Annotated in this window: 3 protein-coding genes and 1 riboswitch; of the genes, 2 read left to right on the top strand and 1 reads right to left on the bottom strand. The window is 34.4% G+C overall.

Going from position 1 to position 7,889, the window contains the following annotated elements:
* Positions 1-336: 336 nt before the first annotated feature.
* The gene (locus tag ACERII_RS24280; RefSeq protein WP_373645556.1) at positions 337-2,910 is read right to left on the bottom strand and encodes an S-layer homology domain-containing protein; all 2,574 of its coding nucleotides are present in this window, start codon (positions 2,908-2,910) and stop codon (positions 337-339) included.
* A gap of 1,706 nt (positions 2,911-4,616) precedes the next feature.
* Between ACERII_RS24280 and ACERII_RS24275 the strand changes: the two genes are divergently transcribed.
* Positions 4,617-6,638 (top strand): acyltransferase family protein, encoded by a 2,022-nt coding sequence (locus tag ACERII_RS24275; protein WP_373645555.1) that lies wholly within the window; start codon positions 4,617-4,619, stop codon positions 6,636-6,638.
* A 352-nt stretch (positions 6,639-6,990) separates the two neighbouring features.
* Positions 6,991-7,073, top strand: a riboswitch (cyclic di-GMP riboswitch).
* 79 nt (positions 7,074-7,152) lie between these two features.
* Positions 7,153-7,884 (top strand): EAL domain-containing protein, encoded by a 732-nt coding sequence (locus tag ACERII_RS24270; protein WP_373645554.1) that lies wholly within the window; start codon positions 7,153-7,155, stop codon positions 7,882-7,884.
* Positions 7,885-7,889: the final 5 nt, after the last annotated feature.

The raw sequence follows: 7,889 nt of genomic DNA, 5'->3' as shown, positions 1-7,889 counted from the left end.
TTTTTTTTATTAACTTACATATTTTAGGAGTCGTTTTTCAGTGGTCTCAACCTGCCCCCGTGTCCATCTATGTCCATCTATAAAATTTTAAAACTAGCAAATTAGAACCGTCCCTGTTTGCCCACTCAATTTCTAATAATATCTACACATATGACTTATTTCGTGATGTGACAACTCTATTCATCCACTGTATATTACAAAACATTTCAAAAATAGTAGATTGGAGAGCACCGTTTGTCTGTTTTCTGTATAGAGCCCTGTCAGTTAGAGTATAGTTTATTGACTTATTATAAAAAAACTTTGGTAGGATAACCTACCAAAGTTTTTTATACCATATTAATTAGCAACTACTTGTGAACCAGACGCAACTTTTAATAAATTGCTATCTGTTAAAGTTAATGTCGCTGCAGGAGCAGTTTTAACTGTAATTGCACCAGAAGGAATTGTAGTGAAGTTAATTTGAACCTGACTAGTATTCCCTGTAACAGGAATTACTGTATAGTCAGTAGTCGCTACAGTAGAACCTGTTGATGTAGTAATTTCGAAATCTGTTGCATTTAAAGAAGTAGGATTAATTGCTTCACTGAATGTAACAATTACAGAATTCCCACTCTTTGTAGCAGATGTTAGTGTTGCAGGTGTGTTATCTTCAACTGTTACCGTTCCACTTGTAGAAACGACAGTTTTTCCATCAGCAGATCTAACACCAGAAACTGATAGAATTGCATTTGTACCAGTTCCTACTTCACCAATATTAACTGATTTAGCTGGTAATACAATTACTACCACTTGCTTATCAGCATCTTTAAAGTATATATCTGTGTTAGCTGGAAGTGCTTGACCATCTAATCTATAATTTGAAGCATTTAAAGCAGTTGCAGTTGTTACTTCTTTTAGAGAACCATTATCTGAAAAAGAAACTTCAAATGTGTTTGCTTCAGTTACAACACTAGATACAGTAGCCACTAAGTCAGTTGTTGTCGATGATCCTGCTGACACTGTAGCAGTTGTAGTAGCTAGTGTATTTTTATTACGTTCTACTAGATCAGCAACAGCAGACGCTTCAATACGAATTGAATAATTACCAGCTACAAAAGCAGTATTGTCACTTTTTGTAATGTTAATTTTTTTATTATCATCTGCATCCTCTGTAAAAGTTAATCCAGTAGTAGCAATCCCATCGCGTCGAACGATAAACTTGTTAGCATCTTCAAGAGTTACACCTTCACTAAAAGTAACGGTAATAGTCTTTTTGTCTGAAGAAACTGATGTACCAGCAACAGTAGGAGCTACAGTATCTTTTACCATTTTATAAGTAGATGTAGAAGCAGGGTTATTGTTACCAAATAAATCTACTAATCCATTACTAGCTAATAATAATGTTAAATCTTTGTTATTTCCAGTACCGTATAGTGTATTAGAATTAAATTTAATATCAAATTTAGTTCCAGTTGTATCTCCAGGAGCAGCTTCTATACTATAGTCCGTGAACGGAGCAGCATCTTTTAAAACAGTTAAAGTCGCATTTAAATCAGCTATAGTAGTTGATCCACTTTTGCTACCTAACTTCTTGTTAAATTCAACTCTTAATGTATTAGAATCATACTGTGTAAATGATTTAACCCCAAGAGCAGAAGCATCTCTAGTGAATGTAACTGAACCATTGAAAGCTGCTAAAACATTCCCGTTGAAATCTTCAGCGCCAGCAATATAGATTGATGCACTAGATCCAGTAGATGAAGAAGCTGGTCTAGCAAACGTTAGTTCAGTTACAGGTGCAGTATTTGCATTTGTAAAACTAACAGGTGTACCATTAACTCTTAAAACAGTTGGATTTGCTTTTATTGCTTCAGATAAAGTAACTTTCACTTGATCACTAACAGCATCATACTCTACATTTGTTACTGTAGGAGCAACAGTATCGTTTACTGATAGTCTAGCGATATATTCTTTAACAGTTACTCCATTGAAAGCTTTCGCTCCATCAACTGTAACTGTGTAGTCACCATTGAAGTATTCACTAGCACTAATATTAGTGATAGTTAGAGTTTTACCATCCGAACTTAAACTTCCATTTAAGTTTGAAGATGTAATTGCTTCAGCATTGCTATTTGCAGCAACAACAGATACCGCACTTTTTAAAGTATTATCAGTACCAGCATTAACAATTACAGAATCTTTATCAATTGGTTGATTAAATTTAATTTGTAGTTCTTTTGCATTAACCGCACTAACGCTAGTTACTACAGGCTCAGAAGTTTCAACCTCTAAACGCACTTCTTCAACTTCAGTTCTGTGAACAAATACTGCTGCTTCAGCACGAGTTACATCATTTCCAGGACGGAAAGTTCCATTAGAATATCCGTTAACTACACCTAAACTAGCAAGTGTGTAAACATATTCTTGAGCCCAACCAGAAACATCTGAGAATGAAACAATTGCAGTCTCATCTTTAGTTAATCCATATGCTTCAACAATCATTTTTGATAATTGTTCACGTGTAATTGTTTGGTCTGGACGGAAAGTTCCATCAGTAAATCCATTGATTACACCTGGCTTCTGATCTTGGATTGCAGCAATAAAGCTAGAAGCCCAGTGATTAGTAGCATCAGTTAATTCCGTTTTTGCATCTTCATCTACATTTAAACCTAGAGAAAGAGCTAATACTTTTGCAGCTTCAGCACGAGTGATCGCTGTTTGAGGATCATAAATTCCATTCCCACGACCATTGATCGCACCTTTTCCTACTAAATAATCGATAGCGTCTCCAGCCCACTCTTTAACACTATCCGTGTCAGTAAAACTTACTTGTTCTGCTGCTAATGCAGCTGGTGCTACTGTTGTAGCTGCTACAGCTACCGCAACACCTGTTGCTAAAAACTTACGATAAGACTTTGGTTGATAAGCCATGTAACTATTTCCTCCTTTTATTATGTACATAATTGTACTAAGTCTCTCTAGCTATGATAGTTACAACCTACTATTGTTAGGTTGATAGTCTCACAAACTAGCTAAGCCCTTTTATATTACCCGCAAGATTAGTATAATTTCCCCATAATGTTTTGTCAACAAATTTTGGGAATTATATTACTTCTCTATATTTATAAGAAAAAATAGATTATGCTAATCTTATAGGGAAATACTGTCTATTATTTTACAATATCAAACAAAAATTTCATAGTAAAATATTAAAATAAACTGAAAAATTATGTTTTTTCTTTAGATTCAATAAGAAATTGTTTGTATTTACATACTTAATAAACTCTTTTTATTGTTATTTTTCATATTTTTTATTCGCATTAATTTCTAGATTCCTCCTTTTATTTTGTCGAATAAATAATAACCATACAAAAATGATTTTATTCTTAGCTCTTTGGAAATATGCCTATTTATTTTACTTTTATAAAATTTGGTCATTCGCTATGGGGGAAAGTTTCGAAGTATTATATTTAGTAGTTTTTTTAATAACAGACAATTTCAATAGATTCTATCGGTAAAAATAATCATACTCTCTTAAATAACGCCAACGCCTTACTAAACTTCTATTATTATTAACAGCAAACAAAAGAGCCCTAATAAATTAGGACTCTTCCTTATGTAGAGATTTATATTAACGTTCATTTTACTCATCCGATATCATATTGTGGTACCTATTACCTTTATAACGTTATATAAAGGTAATAGATTCCATTTGTAGAAAGGTTAGATGAAAGAAGAACCGAGCTAGTTGATATTAATGAATGAATAATACCAAACTTATCTTTTATGCTAAGTCTATGATGTAATTGTGACATTAATCCACTTCCCCATTGTCACAACCGAAGCTGTTTTGAGTAAGTTGTTACGGAATACTAGGAATCTCTTTCTAATGCTGTTTCTTTAGAAGAAAGGTGCAGAAACAAGTTTGCGGGCTTAGGCTTAAACACCTGTCTTCTATTGATCACTCATTATTATTGAAATACCAACAGTTCCCTAACAGACTTAACAAAAAAACTTTGGCGGAAACAGAACGAGAAAGCTTCCTAATTACCCATTTCATCGTCTTTCCACAACCATAGACGTATTGTATCACATCAAATTTTTATTTGAAATCCCTAATTCATTCCAATATGTTAAATTATTGTAATAATTTTGTTAGATATCATTACAGAATCACTAGATATACGGACTTTTTCTTGTAGCTCCCTCGATATCTTCCTTAATATACCAAAAATAACATGACTGTATTAATCAACATCCGCTTATGGAAGGCGATTTAAGAACCTAAACTCCATTTTATATTATTTGTTACAATATTATGAAAACTAATAGTACAAAATGGGTTTGTTTGAAAGTTTTTACGAATTTTAACGTAAAATATCTTATTTCTATCTCTATCTTTTGAAATTATCCAAACCACGAATGATAAATAAAGATTATAAGTTTTAACAATATAGATGCCTATTGATAGTTTTGAGTTGAGTTATCGAGTACTGTATCCAAAAATACACCACCTTTATAATGCCCCCCAACTGTAAATGAGAATTACTCGTTGATGCAGGTAGTATCTTAGTTTAAAATGGACATCGTGCTTCCTTTTTATTCATAGAATTCACAATGAGATGGAGAGAACGGAAATGACTCTAGTAAATACAGGTGACTTACGAAGATCTGAAAAGAAGTTTCGCCCCGAGTTAGAAGGTGTCCGGGCTGTTGCTGCATTATTGGTTGCAATCTACCATATATGGTTAGGCTCTGTTTCTGGTGGAGTGGACGTGTTTTTCATTGTATCTGGATATTTAATAACAACGTCTTTACTTTCTAGAATGGAGAGAGATGGAACAATTCACCTTTCTGAATATCTTTTAAATTTAGGAAAAAGGTTACTCCCTCTTGCACTTATTGTTCTTCTTTTTTCTACTATATTATCTTTTCTTCTTTTACCACAAGTTCAGTGGAAACAAATTATGTCGGAAATTTATGCATCAGCTTTTTATTTTCAAAACTGGCTGTTAGCTACTAACGCTGTAGATTACTTAGCTCAAAATAATGCAGCAAGTCCATTACAACATTTTTGGGCATTGTCTATTCAAGGTCAATTTTACTTAACTTGGCCACTTATCATTTTCATAGCGTTTGTTTTTGCAAAAAAAGTGTTTAAAACGCCCCTTCGCAAAACTCTATTATTCGTTTTAATTACTATTTTTATTACATCGCTAACCTATTCTATTTTTATTACTTCTCAAAATCAACCTTGGGCTTATTTTGACACCTTTGCTCGTGTGTGGGAATTTAGTTTAGGGGGAATTTTAGCATTACTACTTCCCTATTTATCTCTCAACAAAATGGCAAGTACCATCATTGGTTGGGCAGGCTTAAGTATTATTGCTTTTACAGGTATTTTATTACCTGTGTCAAACGTATTCCCAGGATACGCAGCATTATTACCGATATCTGGTGTTGTACTCATTATTATCGCGTCAGAGAACGGAACTAAATTTGGGGTCGAAAAACTTTTGGGCTCAAAACCTCTGATGTTTTTCGGAAGTATTTCTTATGGATTTTATTTATGGCATTGGCCACTTTTAATCTTTTATTATGCCTACTTCGGAACAGATTCCGTTACCATACTGTGGGGGATGGCTATACTTAGCCTTACATTCCTCTTGTCTATTCTATCGACGAAATTAGTGGAATCTCCGATTAGAGGATTGTCATTAAAACAATCAAAAAGGAAAATAGCTTTCGTTTTACTACTATTTCTCCTTCCAGTTTTAGCCGCAAACAGCTATTGGGATTTACATTTGGAACAGGTGGAAGAAGCATTTAGACAACAAGCTGTCATTGAAGATTACCCTGGTGCTCACGTGCTTTTTAAAAATGTAGTTGCGGCAGAAGATGTACAACCAATCGGTACACCTCTTGATGCAAACAGTTCCATGCCTACGTATCATGACGATGGTTGTTTTGTTCGCATGGATGATCCAGGCGTAAAAGTATGTTCTTACGGTGAAACAAACAATCCAGATTTTGTTATCGGTCTTGTAGGTGGCTCTCGTACTGGGCATTGGTTTACTGCATTAGAAGAATTTGCGGAGGAATTGAACTTACAGATTGATGTATATAATAAGAATGCTTGTAGATTCTCGACTCAGGATTTTGATGGATTGCTAAGGGATTCTTGTGTTGAATGGAATGAACACGTTGTTGAACCTTTATTAGAAAACCCACCAGATTTAATTTTTACAACAGCTAATGTAAGTAGTGGTGCCACAATACCTGACGGATACATCGAGATGTGGGAAAAATTTGTTGGAATTTCTACTATCTTTGGGATCCGAGACAATCCATCCATGCCGGAAGATATTCCAAAGTGTGTAGAAGTAAATGGTGCGGAAGATTGTGCTGTTCCAAGGGAAAATGTTTTATCAGAGAATCCACCATGGGAAAATACAGAAGGCTTGCCAAGCAATGTGTATTTCGCAGATTTAACTGATTACCTATGCGATGATGAATTGTGTCACGCAGTTATTGGTAATGTATTAGTTTATCGCGACAGATATCATTTAAGTACATTATATGTATCAACTCTTGCAGATCCTCTGAAAGATCATATTGTAAAAGCTCTTGAACAAGTAGATCAACAGGGCGATTCATAAATTATATTTGAAAAAACGTGGCTTATCGTCAAGTCATTGATAGCGAAATCCTTCGTTTCCTACAATTTCATCCTATATGGAAGGTAAACATACCTAATCCAAAAATGAGTGTCACCATTTTAATTGGTAGCACTCTCTTTTTTTACTCAGTCAAACAATCAACACACGCTACTACATATAATTATGCTCTTATTACTAGAATAATAGGAAGAGACATGTTCTATCAAATTGTACTTCAGGTAACTAAATAGTACTTTTCCCCCTTGTTCACCTATACACTTGGCGAAAATTGTCGAAAGTATTGGACTTTTGTAACTATTGAATTATAATATAAATAATTATTCATATTTGGTTTCGACAACGGCAAACATATGGAAACATATGGACGCAAAGCTATGGGCCTAAAGTGAGAACTACGGCTGCCAAGTTACCGAAAAACCGGAGAGTGCCTATGCATGCCCTGTTTTTTGGGTGTGCATTTTTTATTACATCACGAGATAAGGAGTGCGAAGTTTTGAATGCAAAGTTTTATCAATTCTTAAAGCAAGAGCAATTCACCCACTGCTTCCAACCTATCTACCACTTAAGGGAAAATAAAGTTCTTGGTTATGAGGCTCTATTGCGGACAGACATGTATGAGAATCCAATGGATGTTTTTCAGGAAGCAGTGAACGAGAAAAGGCTCTATGAATTGGATATGCGGTCCATCCATAAAGCCATCGTTGCCTACAAATCAGCAGGCAAAACGAAAAGAAATGGAATTTTGTTTTTAAATGTCTACCCATCGACAATTATTAATCAAAACTTTCTTCCTTTTCTAACAAAGATTATCAGTGATGGTACACTGAAAAGTCAAGAAATTATACTAGAAGTGTCTGAATCACAGCTGACTGTTGATTACCAGGTACTTCAAAATGAGATAGAACAACTGAATAAGCTCGATGTCAAGATTGCTATTGACGATGTAGGAAAAGGTTATTCAAACCTAGAGTCACTGATGAACTTGGACGTTGCATACATCAAACTAGATAAGTTTTTAATGAGGGACTTGCATATATCCAAAAAGAAGCAACTATTATTGAAGCATCTCATTCACTATGCAGACGACATTTACACTCCTATCATTGTAGAAGGAATTGAAAACGAGTTAGAAAAAGAAATAGCATTAGATCTTGGAGTTACCTTTGGACAAGGCTTTGGATTATGTAAACCTTTGCACCTTAGTGAGGTAGTTTCCTATAGATAAAAACA

Source organism: Evansella sp. AB-rgal1, from assembly GCF_041820985.1.
Lineage (GTDB): Bacteria > Bacillota > Bacilli > Bacillales > Salisediminibacteriaceae > Evansella.
The sequence above is the reverse complement of the archived record's forward strand: the minus strand, read 5'-3'. Positions and strand labels throughout refer to the sequence as shown.